We start from the raw sequence: 17,312 nt of genomic DNA on the forward strand, positions 1-17,312 counted from the left end.
CGCCATGAAGAATGGCGCCATGACATCCCACCTCAAGATCGATTTCGTCTCCGATGTGTCTTGCCCCTGGTGCGCCGTTGGCCTGAGTTCGCTCGAGGCGGCGCTCAAGAGGGTGGCACCGGAGGTCACCGCGGAACTGCACTTCCAGCCCTTCGAGCTGAACCCGCAGATGCCGCCCGAAGGGCAGGACACCTTCGAGCACTTGAACCAGAAATACGGTTCTTCACGCGAGCAACAGGCCCAGTCCCGCGAGATGATCCGCCAGCGCGGCGCGGCCGTCGGCTTCGAGTTCAGCGCCGAGGGCCGGCCCCGGGTCTACAACACCTTCAACGCGCACCGGCTCCTGCACTGGGCCGAACTCGAAAGCCCGACCAAGCAGGCGGCGCTCAAGAAGCTGCTGCTCAAGGCCTATTTCACCGACAGCCAGAACCCCTCGGACCCCGAGGTGCTGGTGCGCGCGGCGACCGAAGCGGGCCTCGATGCGGCGCGGGCCCGCGAGATCCTGGCGAGCGACGAATACGCCGCCGAGACCCGCGAGCGCGAACGCATGTACACCGATGCCGGCATCCACTCGGTGCCCGCGATCATCATCAACGACCAGCACCTGATCTCCGGCGGCCAACCGGTCGAAGTGTTCGAGCGCGCGTTGAAGCAGATTGCGGGCGCGGCGCCGAGTTCGGTTGTCAGCGCCTGACATGGCCCGCTTTCGTTTCGGCTTGAAACGAAGCTGACCGCCAGCTTTACCTGAGGGGCGGGCAGGGGCCGTCAACCGCATCGACCCGGTGAGGGTTGATCGGTTCATGATGAGTCCCATGCTGCATCTTGGCCGTCTCTGCATGGTGTCGGCCGCCATGGCCCTGGCGGCTTGCACGACGGGATCGTTGCGATCCGATGCGCCCCCGCTGTCTGTGTCCAGCACAGTGGCCGATAGCCCGGCCGCGCAGTTGCAATGGCTCGATCGCGTGACCTGGGGCGCGAATGCGAGCAGCCAGGCCGAGCTGGCGAAGACCGGCCTTGCGCGATGGATGGGGCGGCAACTGAAGCCGCAGCCGCAACCCTTGCCGCCGGCGGCACAGGCGCAGATCGACGCGATGACGATCTCGCGCACACCGCTCGACCAGCTCGTGATCGCCCTCGACGCCCAACGCAAGGCCGCCGATGCGTTGCCCGACGAAGAACAGAAGAAGGCCGCGCGCCAGGCCTACCAGCAGGAGCTGACCCGGCTCGGCCGCGAGGCGCAGCAACGCTTCGTGCTGCGCGCGCTGTACTCTCCCAACCAGCTGCAGGAGCAGATGACCTGGTTCTGGATGAACCACTTCAACGTGAACCTGCGCAAGGACAACATCCGTGCGCTCGTCGGCGACTACGAAGAAAACGCGATCCGCCCGCATGCGCTCGGCAGGTTCCGCGACCTGCTCGGTGCCACGCTGCACCACCCCGCGATGCTGCGCTACCTGGACAACGCGCAGAACGCCGCCAACCGCATCAACGAGAACTACGCGCGCGAGCTGATGGAGCTGCACACGCTGGGCGTGGGCGGCGGCTATTCGCAGGCCGATGTGCAGGAGCTGGCGCGCGTGCTCACCGGCGTGGGCGTGAGCCAGCAGCCGCTCGATGCGGTGCCGCCGAACATCCGGCCGGCGTTGCGCGCGGACTATGTGCGCAAGGGGCTCTTCGAGTTCAATCCGAACCGGCACGACTACGGTGCCAAGACGTTGCTGGGGCAGCCGATACAGGCCCGCGGTCTCGCGGAAGCTGACGAGGCGCTGGACCGCTTGGCACGCGCCCCCGCCACCGCGCGCTTCATCTCGCGCAAGCTCGCGGTGTACTTCGTCGCCGACGAGCCGCCACCCGCGTTGATCGACCGCATGGCATCGGCCTTCACGCGCAGCGATGGCGACATCGCCGTCACGTTGAAGGCGCTGTTCGAATCGCCCGAATTCGCCGCTTCGCTCGGCCGCAAGTTCCGCGACCCGGTGCACTACGTGATGGCCGGCGTTCGGCTCGCGTACGACGACCGCGTGGTGCTCAACGTGACCCCGATGCTGAGCTGGATCAACCGCATGGGCGAGCCGCTGTATGGGCACGAGACGCCCGATGGCTATCCGCTGAACGAAGCCGCGTGGGCAAGTGCGGGGCAGATGAACGCGCGCTTCGAGATCGCGCGGGCCATCGGGGCGAACGGCGCAGTGCTGTTCCGTGCAGACGACAAGGCACCCCTGGAGAAGCCTGCGTTTCCGCAGCTGGCCGAATCGAACGCGGTCCGCGCCATGCAGGTCGGCCTGAGCGCCGATACGCGCGAAGCACTCGCGCAGGCGAAGAACCCGCAGGAATGGAACACCTTCCTGCTCGCATCGCCAGAGCTGATGCGCCGATGAGCAGAAAGGACAACACCATGCAACGCCGAGAACTGTTGAAGCTCCTTGCCGCCGCACCGCTCGCGGGCGCTGCCGGCCAGCTGATCGCCGCGCCCGCTGCCGAAGGCGCCAAGCTGCTCGTCGTGTTTTTGCGCGGCGCCTACGACTGCGCCAACCTGCTGGTGCCGACCGCCAGCGATTTCTATTACGCCTCGCGCCCCAACATCGCCATCGCGCGGCCGGGCCAGCCCAACGGCGCGTTGCCGCTCGACAGCAACTGGGGCCTGCATCCTGCGCTCGCGCAAAGCGTGATGCCGCTCTTCCAGCAGAAGCAGGCATCGTTCATCGCCTTCGCCGGCACCGACGACCTCACGCGCAGCCACTTCGAAACGCAGGACTCCATCGAGCTGGGCCAGGCGCTCGACAAGCGCCGCGACTACCGCTCGGGCTTTCTCAATCGCCTGGCGGGTGTCCTCGGCGGCGGGCCCATCACCGACGTGTCGCCCATCGCCTTCACCGACCAGTTGCCCATCGCGCTGCGCGGCGATGCCAAGGCCGCGAACATGGCGCTTGCGGGCAATGCGCGTTCGGGCATCGACGCGCGGCAGAGCCAGATCATCGCGTCGATGTACCGCAACACGCCGCTCGCGCAGCCCGTGGCCGAGGGCTTCCAGGTGCGCGACGAAGTCATGCGCGCGGTGCAGGCCGAGATGGACGCGGCCAGCCGCAATGCGATGAGCGCCAAGGGCTTCGAGCTCGTCGCGCGCCGCATGGCGGTGCTGATGCGCGATCGCTTCGACCTCGGCTTTGTCGATGTCGGCGGCTGGGACACGCATGTGGGGCAGGGCGCCGCCACCGGCTACCTCGCCAACCGTTTCGAAGAACTGGGCCGTGGTGTCGCCGGCTTCGCGCAGGAGATGGGCGAGGACGCCTGGCGCCAGACCGTGGTGGTCGTCATCAGCGAGTTTGGCCGCACCTTCCGCGAGAACGGCAACCGCGGCACGGACCACGGGCATGGCACTGTCTACTGGGTGCTCGGCGGCGGGCTCTCGGCCGAGGCCGGCGGGCGCATCGTCGGCGAGCAGCAGGCGCTGACGCAGGCCACGCTGTTCCAGAACCGCGACTACCCGGTGCTCAATGAATACCGGGCGGTGTTCGGTGGATTGTTCAGGCGGATGTATGGGTTGTCGCCTGCGCAGCTCGGGCGGGTGTTCGAGGGCGTGTCGCCGCGCGAGCTGCAGCTGGTCTAGCGGCCCGGCGGACCGGGCTGCGGCTCGTCGCCGGCTAGCAGGTACTTCTTGACGGTGTTGCGAGACAGGCCTGTACGCCTGGCTATCTCGCGGATAGACATCTGCTCGCGCAGGGCCCAGCGTCGGATGACACTCAATGTCGCCACGTCTATCACTCCTAGGATCCCTGCTTTAAAAATGTGCAGGGGAGTTTTACGTGGGTCAGTCTTAGACGGAAATTAGTGCGTTAGCTGGGTCAATTTTCGACGGCAATCAACAATCGACCAGTTGAATCCGCCGTAACAGCGTTCGCCGACATGGCTGTGGAGAAGCTCAGTCATCAGGATTGGGTGCCAGCATCCTGTGCATAGCGTTCAGAGGCTGTTCACGCCGCGTGAGAGAACAATGCCATTCCACCTAAAAATGAGTGAGTGAATCTCGATTTTCGATGCGATCAAAAAACAAGGGATGAAGTCTCGGCTTCTCCTACTCCGTCGATCGCCGTATCGTGAATGGAGCGCCTTTTAATGCACAAGTGGTGGTTGATGCTAGGCCTGATGTGCCGGTGTTTCCTTTTTGTCAGACTCCACTTAAGAGATGGCCATAACTTGTCACACGGTGAATCCGAAGCGACGCTCCGTTTCACTTTCTGGGATCAATTGGCGCGTTCTTCTCCGACGGGGTCTAAGGCATGAATCGTGCATCTCATGGCGTGGTCGGCGAGTGGATCCGGGCCCGAGCCTGCGACATGCATGCTGGCCATGCACGACGAAAGTGTTCCCCTGCATGTGAAGTGCGCAACGGCCATACGGAGCGCGTCCAGCGCTATACGGTCACCAGCACCACCAACCCGGTCCCGCGCGATCCGAAGGACTGGCCCAAGCCGTAGTGAACCCGATGCGCGATTACCGGAGCATCGATCCGGGCGACGCATCTTGTCGTTTTTTCACGGCCGCGCGGCGACGATTTGAGTGGTTCGGTTTTTGCTGTGCATTAACAATTGCACACAAAATGCCAAAAATGTCACAGATTTCAAAAATGATGAGTGAGGTATCCATTGACAGATCGTCAACAGTTTCATCGGCGATCTCCTGGAACTGGAGTCGCGCGCGGCTCATTGCGATCGGCCTGCTGACCACATGGGTCGCGGCTTGTGGCGGTGGTTCGTCAGGCACTTCGGCAGTAGCGCTCTTTGCAGGCGCACCTGCAACCGCACCTGCACCTGCACCTGCAGCTGCACCTGCACCTGCACCTGCAACCGCGCCCGCACCTGCACCTGCACCTGGAGGTGCAGGTGTCACTTTCATGGGCAAGAGCACGGTGTTGATCGGAAGAATGTCGACTGATGCTCTTTCGGTTGCCGCACCATTCGACGCTCAGTACCAATACGTCGTCAGTCCGCCGGCACCGTCGAGCGACCTGTACACGGCGACGTCCTGCCCGGATGGGACGAACTGGTGGGGATGCGCGGGCGGCAGCATCGGGGGGCTCATCCCCAACGTCGAAGCCCGCGCTGCGCAGGCCACCTACTTGGGTAAATCGCATCCGCAGACAGTGATGTGGACATGGTTTGAACTCGGCCTCCTCGTGCCCGGTAAGCCCGGTGTTCCTACTCCGTGGCAGGAGGAAGTTGAGTCGGTCAACAAGGTCGACCTCCTCACCAGATACCTGAACGACTACCGTTTCTTCCTCCAGAAGATCGGCACCTCGCACGACATGATCGATCTCGAACCCGACTTTTTTGGTTTCGCGCGCGGATATGGCGATGTGACCCAGGTCCCGGCGCAGGTGACGGCTGCGAATCCGACCGACTGCGCAGACCAGGCGAACACTGTGGCGGGTCTGGCTCACTGCCTGATCGCAATGACCCGCAAGTACGCTCCCAACACGGCCGTCGGCCTGCACCTCACCTGCTGGGATTGGCCGGGCAACGTGGATAAATGCGCCAGAGATTACGTGAACCTCGGAGGAAAAGGAGCCGACTTCCTCGTCGGGGAGGTTGAATCCACGGACGCCGGACTCAACGCCAAGCTGGGGAATGGCAACTCATTCTGGAGCGACGAGAAGTGGGCCGCGCAACTCGCCTATTGGAAGCAGATGTCCGAGGCGGTCGGCCACCCGATCGTGGTCTGGCAGATCCCGATCGGCAACATGGCACAGAACAACACCGACTACCACTACCAGGACGAAGGTGGACTGGCTGTTCTCGCACATGGACCAGGTCGCGAGCGCCCATGTCGGTGCTCTGATGTTCGGCCAAGGATCGGACCTGTCGACCACGGCTGAAACCGACGGCGGCAACCTGTACAAGAAGACGGCCGCCTATCGAAATGCAGGGGGCACACCGCTCAAATAGCGTGTCCCTGCGTGCTGTCGCATAGCCACCCTGGCGTCGGCCTGACATCCGGCGCTTGAACTCGCCATCGCTGAGTTCCAGTTCACTTGCTTCGCGCCAGTTGACGTTCATCGCTTCCAACAGACCTCGAGCCGAAAAGCCTTCAAGGCGGCTCGCGGGCCTATCAATGAAATCAACGCCTCGAGGAAAGCTTGCAGTGCCGTACGAGCTCCGCGACTTTCCGCGTATTGACCAAGAAGGTTCCCATGTTTGATAAAACCAAATTTGCTGCTGTGTTGCTCGTGTTGAGCGCAGTCGTGCTCCCGGGTTGCGGGGGTGGAGATTCGGGAAGTTTCCAGGCGGACGCCAGGGGCCCTGCTGTCGCGGGGGGCGCCCCGGAGGTCCCCGCTGTCGCGGGAGGCGCACCGGAGACTCCCGCCGCCCCGGGAGTCACCCCCGAAATCCCCGCCGCCCCGGGAGACAACACCCCGGTGGCCCGCGTCATCAAGCATCCAGGTGCTGGGCTCACCCTCTCGGATCTCACGACGCTCAAGGCAAAAGTCGATCAGGGCAAGGAGCCGTGGAAGTCCGGCTACGACCAACTGGCGGGCAGTCCCATGTCCAGGCTCAGCTACGGAGGGTATGGCCCGTTCGCGAAAGTGAGCCGCGCCCCTGACGAGAACCTCGGGGCCTGGCGCAACGACATGGTTGCGATCGGGAATCTGTCGCGGATGTGGTACTTCACGCAGGACGAGCGATACGCGGAGAATGCGCGCAAGCTGCTGCTGGGGTGGGCCACCACCCAGACCGAGTTCTCGGGTCGCGAGTCGATGCTCGAACTGGGCGACTACGCCGCCGCGTTCGTGGGCGGCGCGGAAATCCTGCGCGGCACATGGCCGGGCTGGAAAGAGGACGACACGGCGACCGTCCAGAAGTACTTCAAGGACGTGCTGATGCCGGCAGCCAACCCCTATGGCGAAAGCTCGTTCGGCGCCGCCAACAAGGGCGCACTGTCCCTCACCGCGCTTGGGCTGATGGCGATCTACACCGACGACATCGAGACATTGGACAAGGTCGTCTACCAGGCCCGCACGCTGGCCCACATCGGGCTGCGAAATTCCAACGACATCGGCATGCTCGGCGACTCGCTGCGCGACCAGGGGCATGCCTACGGGCAGCTCAAGTCACTGACCATGCTCGCCGAGGCGCTCTGGAGCCAAGGCATCGACATCTATTCCGATTTCGACAACCGCCTGCTGGCGGCGGGCGAGTATTTCGCGAGGGTGAACGATCTCGTGCCCACGCCAGCGCTTCCTTTTGGCACCACCGATCGCTACTACCTCACCGACGTCACCGGGCACGGCTGGCAGGGCGCCAATGGTGGAGGCGTGGCGCTGACCCAACTCTATGGTGCCTACGTCCTGCGCAAGGGTCTCCAGGCGCCATTCATCGCGCAGAGACTCCTCTGGGTGGGGGTAGACGGCAGCAGTTTCATGTTCCTCAAGGACGCCGACACGTCGAAGGCGACGCCGCCGCCGGCGCTGCCCATTCCTTCGACCGCCTCGATCACCTCGGGATTCAGCAATGCCGACATCGGGGGCGCCAGCCCGGCCGGCTCGGCCACATATGCCGCCGGCAAATGGAGAGTGGCGGGGGCAGGCTGGGGTATCTGGGACGCACTTGACAGTTCCCACTTCGCCTACAAGGCCCTCACCGGCAACAGCGCCATCATCGCGAAAGTCGAGTCGCTCCAGAACACCCACCCGTCCGCAATGGCGGGCGTGATGATGCGCACAAGCCTGGATCCAGGCGCTCCGCGCGCCTGGATGGCGATCAACTACAAAGGTGAAGCCTTACAGAACATGACGAAACTGGCGGTGTATGGCAGCGCGAACTACGCAAACAAGGTTGCGAGCTCCGGGCCCACTTACTGGGTGAAGCTCGAGCGCATCGGGAACATCATCACCGGCTACGTTTCTCCCGATGGCACCAATTGGGCCGCCACCGATGTCGGCCGCATCGACGCCCCCGTTCCCGATACGGTCTATGTTGGATTGGTGGTCACGTCGGTCACCAGCCAACTGAACAACAGCGTCTTCAGCAATGTCCAGATCACCGGCGGCGACGGTGGTGCGCCGCGCGTCATCCCCGCGGCGCCCGCCATGCTGCTGGCCTCGCCGGGCGATGGCGCCGTCCCGCTGCGCTGGCAGGCGTCCTTCGGGGCCACAGGCTACACGGTCAACCGCTCCGAATTCAACGGCGGGCCCTACGAGGCCATCGCGTCGGGCGTCACGGGCAGCAGCTATACGGACACGTCCGTGACCAATGGCACCACCTACTACTACACCGTCACGGCGAGCAACTCCGCAGGAGCGAGTGGTAGTTCTCCTGCGGACAGCGCCACACCGGTTCGTTCGATGGTGAATGTCACCACCGGTGGGACCGCAAACGACAGCGCAGGCAACGCGACCAACGCCAGACGCGCCTTCGACAAGAACGCGTGGTCGCAATGGGTCTACGCTGGCATAACCGGCTGGCTGCAGTATGACCTTGGCCACACGGAGCGCGTCCAGCGCTATTCGGTCACCAGCACCTTCGACGGCAATCTCATGGCGCGCGATCCGAAGGACTGGCAGTTCCAGGGCTCCAACGACGGCGCCAACTGGACCACGCTCGACACGCAAAGCAACCAGAAACGCGCCGAGTTGAAGAGCTACGCGGTCGCGAGTCCGGGCTCCTATCGCTACTACCGGCTGAACATCACAGCCAACAACGGCGATCCCACCTCCACGGCTATTTCCGAATTCGGGCTGTTCGTTTCCAAGCCGTAGTGAATCCGATGCGCGATGGACGGGCACGCCCATGGCACCTATCTTCCAGCTCCAAGAAATAAGCCAAAAAATGTCACAAATATCAAGAAGGATGAGTGAGGTGTCTCTCGACCGATCGTCACCGATTCCATCGACGATCTCTCGCAACTCGAATCGCGCGCGGCTCATCGCGATCGGCCTGCTGAGCACATGGCTCGCGGCTTGTAGCGGTGGGTCGTCGGGCACTTCGACAGAAGCACTCATTGCAGGCACACCCGCGACTGCACCTGCAACCGCACCTGCACCTGCACCTGCACTTGAACCCGCACCCGCCCAGGGCACCACCTGGAAGAGTTTGAAGTTCGGCGGTGGCGGCTACGTCAGCGGCCTCGTCTTCCACCCGACGACCGCCAATCTGCTGTACGCACGCACCGACGTCGGCGGCGCCTACCGCTGGAATCAGGCCGTGGCGTCCTGGGTGCCCATTACCGACGGCCTGGGCTTCGGTGGAGGCGAGGCCCGTTTCCATGGCATCGAAAGCATCGCCGTCGATCCGAACAACGACCAGCTCGTCTACATGGCCGCCGGCATGTACACGTCCGAAGGCAACGGCCGCCTGTACATCTCCAGCAACCGCGGTGACCAGTGGACCTACGTCGCCCTGCCTTTTCCCCTGGGTGGCAACAACCCTGGCCGGGCCATCGGCGAACGCCTGATGGTCGACCCCAACAAGCCTTCGACGCTGTTCTACGGCACGCGCACGGCCGGCCTATGGAAGAGCATCGACTCGGGCTTGACCTGGGCGCAGGTCACGTCGCTGTCGTCCGCCAAGTTGACCCAGGACCAAGTCAATGCCTTGGGCATGAACAGCGCGATGGGCGTCGAGACGGTCGTCTACGACACCGGCACCAAAGGCAGCGGCTCGGCCACGCAGACGATCTACGCGCCCGTCGCCCCGGACTATGTCCAGACAGCAGGCCTGGCCTCGAACCTGTACAAGTCCAGCAACGGCGGCGCCTCGTGGACCCCGGTCCCGGTCCCGATCTCCGGCTATCACATCCCGCACATGGTGCGCGCCGCGGACGGCATGTTCTATGTCGTGTTCACCAAAGAGACCGGACCAGGCGCCGGCGGTCCCGCCCGTCTCTACAAGTTCGACGGCAGCAACTGGACCTTGCTCGGCAGCAACGACTCCGCCGGCTACGGCGGCGTGTCCGTCTCCGGCACCGGCTCGACCACGCGAATTGCGCTGGGTGTGACCAACACCTGGGGCAACTTCAGCGGCCAGCAAATCATCCAGCTGTCCGACGATGCCGGCCGCAACTGGCGCGAGATCGCGGCCACCATGCCGCATACGCCGGCCGACGCACCCTTCTGGGGATGGCCCGACGACATGGAGATCGATCCTGCCGACCGGGATCACATCCTGTACGGCCATGGCGGCGGGGTCTGGGAAACGCGCGACGCTTCCTCGGCCACGCCGAGCTGGAACGAGCTGAACGACGGCATCGAGGAGACTGCCGTCCTGGGCCTGGCCACGCCGCCGGCCGGCGCCACGTACACCGTGATCAACAGTACGGGCGACATCGGCACCTGGGTACACACCAAGCTCGCGACCAAGCCGACCCTGACGCCGGCCACCAGCTGGAGCAACGGCTTCGCCGCCGACATGGCGTGGTCCGATCCGCAATACATGGCCACCATCGGTGTCGTCCTGGGCAACAGCACCGGCTACGGCGTCTGGTCCGGCGACGGCGGCAAGATCTGGGCGAAGTTCGCCACCTACCCGCCGGGCGTCGCGGAAAACAAGGGTGGGGAAGCGAGCATCGCCATCACCGCGCGCAACAGGGCGGTCTGGGCGCCCGGCTATTCGGTGCCGTCCTACACCACGGACAACGGCGCCACCTGGGTGCCGACCAATCTGCCCGCGATCAACACCATCTTCCCCCGCGCCTACCATCTGGTCGCAGATCGCAAGAACCCGAACAAGGTCTATGCCTACGATTCCGGCGGCCACTGGTGGGGCACGCCGGGCAAGGTCTACGTGTCGACGGATGGCGGCCACACGTTCACGCTGAGCCAGGGCTCGGTGACCGCAGGGATGGCCCCCAGCTACTTCGGGAACACCTCGCTGGCGGTCAACCCCAACGTCGAAGGCGAGCTCTGGCTGGCCGACGGCAACGCCGTGTACCACTCGGTGGATTCAGGAGCGACCTGGACGAAGCTGAGCCAGTTTGCGTCGATCATGGGCAGCAACCCGTGGCCCGACGTCCAGGGCGCCACCTTGGTGGCCTTGGGCAAGGCAGCGCCTGGTGGGGCGTACTCGGCCTCAGTCTATGTGGTGGGCGTGGTGAACGGCGTGTGGGGCGTGTACCGCTCCGATGACGCCGGCGTCACCTGGACTCGCTTCAACGACGACGCTCACCAATTCGGCGGCATCGGCGTGATGGCGGCCGACCAGAACATCTATGGCCGAATCTACGTGAGCGGCACCGGCCGCGGCGCGTTGTACAGCAACTGAACCCCGTCGCTTCATCCTCGCATCGCTCATGCGCAAGACAACTGCGATGGGCTCCTTGCCCGATGCGCCGGCACGCCGCGGCTTCGTGCGCGCCGTGGCACGTGCCGGAACCGTGGGGTACCGAGGTCCACGGGCGTTGCCAAGAAGCGCAAGACCGTGCAGGGTGCTTCACGTACCGATGCAGCGCTCGACGGCTTCCTCTTGCCAGCTTTCCCATTGGCGACCTTGACCGGCCTTTGATGGCGCTGAACACCTCCGCTTGCTGCCCTACGGAAGCTCCCTCGCGCTGACCGGATCGGCCGTCGGCGGTAGCGCCCCACGGAGCGGGCTGGGCGCCAGCTTGCGCGTATCCACCAGCGGTTGCGGCGGCGGAATCAGCTGCGTGCCCTCCATGCGGGTGCTGCCCGCACCCCGGTTGTTCGAGCGCTGCAGCGTCGTATCCGGCAGCACCGGCGCGGCGTTCACCCCGCGCAGCATGATGTTGTCGGTGCTGGGCTGCGTCTGCAGCTGCTGGCCGCGGATCTCGTCGTAGCGGTCGTAGGCGAAGGCCTCGGTCGAAGCGCCGTCGCGCATCACCGCGGGGCGCAGGAACATCATGAGGTTGCTCTTGTTGCGCGTGCGGTTCTCGTTCTTGAACAGGTTGCCCACCACCGGGATGTCGCCGGCCAGCGGCACTTTCTCGATGTTGTTGTTGTAGGTGTCCGACAGCAGCCCGCCCAGCATCACCAGGCCGCCGTCCTCCACCAGCACGCTCGACTCGATCGAGCGCTTGTTGGTGGTCGGGCCGTTCACGTTGGTCAGCGAGTTCTGGTCGACCGTAGAGGTCTCCTGGAAGATCGTCATGCGCACCGTGCCGTTCTCGTTGATGGTGGGGCGCACGCGCAAGGTCAGGCCCACGTCCTTGCGCTCCACGGTGGTGAACGGGTTGACGCCCACCGAGCCCGAGGTGCTGGCATACGAGCCGGTGGGGAAGGGCACGTTCTGGCCGATGATGATCCTGGCCTCTTCGTTGTCTAGCGTCAGCAGGTTGGGCGTGGAGAGCACGTTGGCATCGCCATCGCTGTTGAAGAAGTTCGCGATCGCGCCCAGGATGTACTGGCCGCCGATCTTGCCGGTGATGCCCAGGTTCAGCCCGGGCTGGATCGAGGAGGCCACGCCTGCGGCATTGCGGGTGGCCAGCGCCTGCGTCAGTGTCAGGATGTTGTTCCTGTTGAGGCTGGAGTTGGTGCCGATGACCGCGTTGTTGCCCAGCGCGCTCTGCCATTGCACACCGAAGTTCGCGGCCTTGTTGGCGCTCACCTCGACGATCAGCGCCTCGATCATCACCTGCGCGCGGCGGCCATCGAGCTTGTCGATCACTGCGCGCATCTGGCGGTACTGCGGCTCGGGCGCGGTGATGATCAGCGAATTGGTCGATGGGTCGGCCTGGACCTGTCCGCCGGTCGATGCCTGGTTGGCGTTGTTGAGCGGGGCGTTGGCCGCCGGCGAGCCGCCTTGTCCGCCCATGCCGTTCTGCGTGGCCTGCTGTGGTACGGCACTGTTGCTGCCGTCGGTCGCACCCGTGGCGCCCGATGGCCGGTTCGCCGCCATCGCCGCGCGCAGCGTGGCCGCCAGGCGCACTGCATCGGCGTTCCTCAGGTAGACCACGTAGATGTTGCCGGCCGCGCCGTTGCTGCTTTCCGCAGGCGGGCGGTCGAGCTTCTCGATCAGCGTGCGCACGAGCTGCGCGCGCGCCGGATTGGCCGCGCGCATGAGCACCGAGTTGCTGCGCGCGTCGGCCAGCAGCGTGGTGCGAAACGATGCATCGGCACCACCCGGCGCTTCGCTGACGCTCGGTGCGCCCGACGCACCGCCATCGATGAGCCGCTGCACCAACGGAATCAGGTCGGTGGCGATCGAATGCTTCAGCTGGATGACCTCGACATCGGATGCATTCGGCACATCGAGCGCCGCGATGATGCGCGCGAGCCGGCGCATGTTGTCGGCGTAGTCGGTGATCACGAGCGAGTTGTTGCTCGGGTTCACGTTGATGGGGTTGTTCGGCGGAATCAGCGGGCGCAGCACCGGCAGCAGGGCGTTGGGCGACTCGTGGTTGAGCCTGAAGATCTGGGTGACGACCTGGTTGCTGGCCGTCGATGGCACGGCGCCGATGGAGGTGTTCACCGCGACGCTCTGCAGCTTGGCGTTGGCTTCGAGCACCACCTTGTAGAGGCCGTCGGCCTCCACCACCGCAAAGCCCTGCAGGCGCAGCGCCGCGGCGAACTGGTTGAAGGCCGCGGCCGGCTGCACGGCGCGGTCGGTCACGAGGTCCATCGTGCCCTTCGCGCGCGGATCGACCACCACATTGCGCCCGGTGACCACCGCCATGGTACGCGCCACGGCCTCGATGTCGGCGTTGATGAAATTGAGCGTGATCGGACTGCTGCGAACAACGGGCGCTGGCGCGGCATCGCCCGGCGCGGGCGTCTCCACCGTCCGCGGCTCGGCAACGGCAACGGCAACGGCAACGGCAACCGCCTGCAGCGTGACCCGCACCGAATTGCCTTGCAGCTCCGCCGTGTACGGCACCGGCTGCCGGAGATTCAACACCACCCGGCTGCGCTCGCCGGCCTGCACCACATTGATCGAGCGCAGGTTGGGTTGATTCACTTCGATGGCTGCGCGCCCGACATCGTTGGTGGCGCCGGGGAAGTCCAGTGCGATGCGCGCGGGGCTCGCGACCGAAAAACTGTTGGGCGCGGCGGCGAGCGGTCGTGCCAGGTCGATCTGAATCACCTCCACACCCTGTTGCAAGGCGCTTGCGACCGCCTTGATCGCGTTCTGCGCGCAGGCGGTGTCGACCGCCCCGGCCACGAGCAGGCCCAGGCACGCGGCCCGAAGGAGGAATCGGAACCGGAGAGCGCCCCTTGCGCCGAGATCTTTCACTTGCGGGCGGTTCGTCTCAAATCGAATGGCCGAGCACCAAGGGGAGTCATTGCGGCACGCAGCAGCCGCCGGGGAAAAGGGAACATGGGTACGACGCCAACGGCGGTTTGAATTTCGATGTCGATCACACGCCGTTGCTGTTTCGCCGACCCTCGAGGGTCGCAATCGCATCCACCGCCCGGCATCGCTTGCAAGAGATTCGGTTCTTGCGAGCGATGCGGACCCCATGTGTCATTCGGTAACCTTGCGCGCTGATTGTTTACTGAAACGTGTACCTTCCATTGGCATAAAAAATGGAATTCAGACGCTCGTTTTTCGAAGTAATCACCAGGGGCGCCGGGTGCCAGTACCAGGCGCTCTGAAATGTCTGACTTCAGAATGCGTGACGGTGCTGGCAACGACCGGCGCCGCCGGATGGTCCAGCATCACCGTCAGCGCGACGGCGGGCGTGGGGTCGACGGTGTCTTCGATCGTCTCGCCGCGTCCGATCCACGATTGCGGCTGTTCTCTCTGTGCGTCCACTGGTGTCTCCTTTGCGGCTGCACCAAGCGGCACTCATGGGAGCGAGTCTGCGGCGCAGGCCGCGTTCGGGGAATTGCAATGTTTGTGGTCCTATTGATGCATCCGGCGCAATAAAGCCCCTCGCGTTCCGGTTCGGGACGCGGCGAGACGGCGGGGAACTGGCTCGCCGTTCGCGGTATTCCGACGCCCGCTTGCGGGGGCGAGTGGATGACCCAGCCTCTGCAACGGCCCCACGGAGATCACCAGCGCTGGCACGCCGCTTCCAACCCGACGTCGAGAGTGGAGGGCTTGTCTTCGCCCAGCCACAGTGAGGGCTTCGGCAGCAATGTGCATTATATTTCCGAATGATCGCTGCGAAAAAGCCGGATCTGGGCTGCTTTGGTGGGTCAATTCGCTCACAACCACTGCACGGCGTATTCCCTAGCGGTGGGATAACCCGTACAAGCGAAATTTTTGGAGGATGCCTAATATTTCATGCTGCATTCGAAGTTGGGCAAAGAAATGCACTTTCTTGCAGCTGCCCATAACTTGAGGAGACATATGAAAACTCATCAGCCTTTGGCAGCTTCCGCGATCGTTGCAGCCGTTCTCGCCAGTGGGTGCGGCGGCGGCAGCAACAACAACACACTGCCTTTCATCGGATTCGGCAATCCCCCTGTCGCCACGGTGCCGCCCCCCTCAGGCCCTGCGGCGCTGACATGTGATGACACGCTCAAGGCCAATTTCAAGCCTGACGCCAGCACCAGTGTTGTTGCGGTCAAGTCATTCAAGAAGGGAGACGCCCTCGTCTTGAGTGGCGCGGCGACGGCGGCAACGCCGGTGGCTGCCAATGACGTCTGCATGGTCAAGCTCAATGTGGGGCCTGGAAACCCTGGACCCGAACGCGCCCCTTCAACGTCGCCCGGCATCGGCATCGAGATCTGGCTGCCATCGAAAGCAGCCTGGAATTCGCGCATTCATGCGTTGGGGGGCGGCGGTTGGCAAGGGGGTGTCGCCGGCAGCTCGGCAGCGATTGCTAGCAGTGACGCGGCCGACGTGGCGGGCAACGAGGGCGCCGTCTCGTCGACCACGGATACCGGCCATCCTTCGCTCGCGGGCGGGTCGTTTGCAATGAATCCGGATGGCACCATCAACAAGACGTTGTGGACCGACTTCGCCAGCAGAGGCATTCATGAACAGGCCGTCAAGACGAAAGCGCTGGCAGCGGCCTACTACGGAACGCCGGCCAGGTACGCCTACTGGGACGGGGGCTCGACGGGTGGACGCCAGGGCCTGAACCTGGCGCAGAACAACCCCACCGACTTCGACGGCATCATCGCCAACTTTCCCGCCATCAACTGGACGAGGTTCATCACCGCGGAGCTGTATCCGCAGATCGTCTTCCAGCGCGACCTGGGTGGTGTTGCACCGACGCGGGCCCAGCAGGATCTGGTTTCCAACGCCGCTGTTGCCGCATGCGATGTGGTGGCCGGCCAGCACCTGGGCTACGTGCTCGACCCCGCGTCTTGTATGTACGACCCGACGACTGATCTCACGGTTCTCTGCGCATCCGACGGTGGGACGAACGGCACGAGCGCGTGCGTCACGAAAGCACAAGCCACGGCCATCAACAAGGTCTGGTACGGCATGACCGCCGACGGCTCGGCGCCATCGCCGGCGACCGACAACGGCTGGTCCGCGGCGTCGTCCTCCACGCTGCTCGGTTCCGCAAACCAGCGCTGGTATGGGCTCAGCCGCGGGACTTCGCTGTATGGCGCGATGTTCGCTCCCTTTGGCTTGAACGGCCTGACCAGCCCGAACGGTGCATTCCCCATTGCGTCCGATCAGGTGGCGCTCGAGTTGCAGAACTCGACCATCGGCGACCCTTCGTTCGTGAATGCAACCGGCAACGGTCAATCGCTCTGGAAGCAGCTGAGCTACGCACAGTTGAGCAATGCCTATGACCGCGGCGTGACGCTGCAGCCGCAGTTCGGAAACATCAACACGGACAACCCGGACCTCTCCGCGTTCAAGAATCGCGGCGGCAAGATGCTGACCTGGCACGGTTTGGCCGACGAGCTCATCATGGCGCAGGGGACGGTCAACTACTACAACAGCGTGGTCGCCAAGAACGGCGGGTTGAGCGATGTCCAAGGCTTCTATCGACTCTATCTGGTGCCAGGTGCCGGCCATGGCAATCCAAACGGAACGTCCAACCCGACAGCGGAAGTTCCCTACTTCGCGCCGACCCAGTTCTACGATGCGCTGACGGCGTGGGTGGAAAAAGGCATCGCTCCGGATGCCCTGACCCTGCAGACCCTTGGCGGTGCCCCAGCGAAAACTCGTCCCATCTGCGTGTACCCGAAGAAAATCACCTACACCAGTGGCGACATCGGGTCAGCGGCAAGCTACGCCTGCTCGTAACTGCGGCAAAGGTCGAAGCGTGTGGTGCGCGCTGAGCGAAGGTCATGTTGGCAGCAGGCCGTGCACGTCCGCGAGAGAGGAACACGCTCCGTGTCTTTGATCCTTGGGTGTGTTTGATGCCGAGATGCTGCAACGCCCCCATAAAGCTTAAATCGGAGATACGTATGGCGCGAGAAAAGCATTCAAGCCATTGGGTCGGCGTAGGTAGCC

The 17,312-nt window shown here is 64.3% G+C and carries 10 protein-coding genes and 1 pseudogene; 7 read left to right on the forward strand and 4 right to left on the reverse strand.

All coding sequences use genetic code 11. From position 1 onward, the window contains the following. Positions 1-19: 19 nt before the first annotated feature. From ACSFA7_RS02590 to ACSFA7_RS02600, 3 genes are all read left to right on the forward strand, one after another. Positions 20-694, forward strand: coding sequence for a DsbA family oxidoreductase (locus tag ACSFA7_RS02590; RefSeq protein WP_435497926.1), 675 nt, complete (start codon positions 20-22; stop codon positions 692-694). A gap of 142 nt (positions 695-836) precedes the next feature. Beyond that, positions 837-2,378, forward strand: coding sequence for a DUF1800 domain-containing protein (locus tag ACSFA7_RS02595; RefSeq protein WP_435498881.1), 1,542 nt, complete (start codon positions 837-839; stop codon positions 2,376-2,378). A 17-nt stretch (positions 2,379-2,395) separates the two neighbouring features. Further along, positions 2,396-3,607, forward strand: coding sequence for a DUF1501 domain-containing protein (locus ACSFA7_RS02600; protein ID WP_435497927.1), 1,212 nt, complete (start codon positions 2,396-2,398; stop codon positions 3,605-3,607). Between the two features lie 26 nt (positions 3,608-3,633). On the opposite strand, the pseudogene ACSFA7_RS02605 reads toward ACSFA7_RS02600, so the two are convergent. Together ACSFA7_RS02605 and ACSFA7_RS02610 are read right to left on the reverse strand one after the other, a co-directional pair. Continuing rightward, a pseudogene (locus ACSFA7_RS02605) lies at positions 3,634-3,762 on the reverse strand (helix-turn-helix domain-containing protein); the annotation flags it as partial. 729 nt (positions 3,763-4,491) lie between these two features. Beyond that, complete coding sequence (locus tag ACSFA7_RS02610; RefSeq protein WP_435497928.1) at positions 4,492-4,893, reverse strand: hypothetical protein; 402 nt, start codon at positions 4,891-4,893, stop codon at positions 4,492-4,494. Here ACSFA7_RS02610 and ACSFA7_RS02615 point away from each other — a divergent pair. The 3 genes from ACSFA7_RS02615 (at position 4,892) to ACSFA7_RS02625 (ending at position 11,252) form a co-directional block, all read left to right on the forward strand. Continuing rightward, positions 4,892-5,872, forward strand: coding sequence for a hypothetical protein (locus ACSFA7_RS02615; protein WP_435497929.1), 981 nt, complete (start codon positions 4,892-4,894; stop codon positions 5,870-5,872). The genes ACSFA7_RS02610 and ACSFA7_RS02615 overlap by 2 nt on opposite strands. A gap of 540 nt (positions 5,873-6,412) precedes the next feature. Next, complete coding sequence (locus ACSFA7_RS02620; RefSeq protein ID WP_435497930.1) at positions 6,413-8,752, forward strand: discoidin domain-containing protein; 2,340 nt, start codon at positions 6,413-6,415, stop codon at positions 8,750-8,752. A gap of 100 nt (positions 8,753-8,852) precedes the next feature. After that, entirely contained in the window at positions 8,853-11,252 is a 2,400-nt protein-coding gene (locus ACSFA7_RS02625; protein WP_435497931.1) for a beta propeller repeat protein, read from the forward strand. 267 nt (positions 11,253-11,519) lie between these two features. Here the strand turns inward: ACSFA7_RS02625 and gspD are convergent, their stop codons facing one another. After that, positions 11,520-14,177 (reverse strand): type II secretion system secretin GspD, encoded by a 2,658-nt coding sequence (gspD, locus tag ACSFA7_RS02630; protein ID WP_435497932.1) that lies wholly within the window; start codon positions 14,175-14,177, stop codon positions 11,520-11,522. A gap of 324 nt (positions 14,178-14,501) precedes the next feature. Continuing rightward, positions 14,502-14,699 carry a hypothetical protein gene (locus tag ACSFA7_RS02635; RefSeq protein ID WP_435497933.1) on the reverse strand — a complete coding sequence of 66 codons (198 nt, stop codon included), beginning with the start codon at positions 14,697-14,699 and terminating at the stop codon, positions 14,502-14,504. A 474-nt stretch (positions 14,700-15,173) separates the two neighbouring features. Between ACSFA7_RS02635 and ACSFA7_RS02640 the strand changes: the two genes are divergently transcribed. Then, positions 15,174-17,102 carry a tannase/feruloyl esterase family alpha/beta hydrolase gene (locus ACSFA7_RS02640; protein ID WP_435497934.1) on the forward strand — a complete coding sequence of 643 codons (1,929 nt, stop codon included), beginning with the start codon at positions 15,174-15,176 and terminating at the stop codon, positions 17,100-17,102. Positions 17,103-17,312: the final 210 nt, after the last annotated feature.

It is taken from the genome of Variovorax trehalosi (genome assembly GCF_051216415.1).
Lineage (GTDB): Bacteria > Pseudomonadota > Gammaproteobacteria > Burkholderiales > Burkholderiaceae_C > Variovorax.